We start from the raw sequence: 1184 nt of genomic DNA on the forward strand, positions 1-1184 counted from the left end.
GCAAAGATTCTAATGGTTTGTTACCCAAAAGTAATGAAGGTGAACAAAGTGGGATCAAATATTCTTGGTACAATTTATCGGCACGTAACCCCGGCCAATTGCCACGACCGTAATAAATCGCCACATCCACATCGTCCGTCAAAGAGCCTTCGTCCATATCCACCGCTTTGATTCGCACGTCAATGTCTGGCTCTTTAGCATTGAAATCCGCAAGTCTTGGTACCAGCCATTGAATGGCAAAACTCGGCGGCAAACTGATGGATCAATGCCCTTTTCACTACGTTCCAATACCTTATCGGTCGCTTCAGCGAGTGCTGAGAAAAATATCTTTGATGTCTAAAAAGTAACTTTGCCCCTCTTCAGTGAGGAGTAAAGAGCGGTTGCGACGGCGAAACAGTTTCAATGAAAGAAACTCTTCCAGCGCTTTGATCTGATGACTCACTGCCGCTTGAGTGACAAAGAGTTCTTCTGCAGCTCGAGTGAAGCTAAGGTGTCGGGCGGCGGCTTCGAATACACGAAGGGAATTCAGTGGGGGCAATCTTCGGGACATACGGCCTCTACCTAACCATTAGTTTTTTTAATCTGAAACATTATAATTTGTCCGTTGTAGAACAGCCAGATAAATTCTATATTTCACCCCGCAACGCTAGCCTGAACGGCTTGATTTCTTTGTAAATCAATTGGCTTAGTTGTTGCGATGTTGTGTTTGCAAACTCGTATTTCGAGTTAGGTAGATTTCTACCGTAGTGTTTTGTCCAACTCCCTGTGACAAAACCTATACTTCCTGTATTTATTTTTGACCTGTCTGTCAAATTTGTTACACCGCCTATTAGGCGGTGTTTTTTTATCTTTGAACACTGCCTTTCTAACCGCTACCCCCTCGGCCATCGCTTTTTCCTAGACCACTCCCAATTTTTGAGCAAAAACGTAATAAAAAACGCAACCCCAATTACTGAGATTGCGTTTGTCATTTTGCCTAGTGTGACACGCTTACTCGAATGCTCGCATCGAAACGTTGACGCCAGCATGAGATGGCTAAGGGCGATACACTTTAACGTTTTTAAAGCCTTGCTCTTGTAGGTAGAGCGCTTGCAAACGGCTCATCACACCGCGAGCGCAGTAAAGCAGATACGTTTTCGACTGGTCTAAGTCACCAAATTGCGTGCTGAGCTTGTAAAACGGAA

1 protein-coding gene and 1 pseudogene are annotated in these 1184 nt (G+C 44.5%); both read right to left on the reverse strand.

Annotated elements, in window-relative coordinates; all coding sequences use genetic code 11:
* Positions 1-550: pseudogene (gene gcvA / locus CIK04_RS25685) on the reverse strand (transcriptional regulator GcvA); the annotation flags it as partial.
* 485 nt (positions 551-1035) lie between these two features.
* Positions 1036-1184, reverse strand: a 149-nt coding sequence (gene thiI / locus CIK04_RS25695) for a thiazole biosynthesis protein (protein WP_142995018.1), incomplete at its 5' end; no start/stop codon positions are given.

The sequence above is a fragment of the Vibrio sp. 03_296 genome (assembly GCF_002265885.1).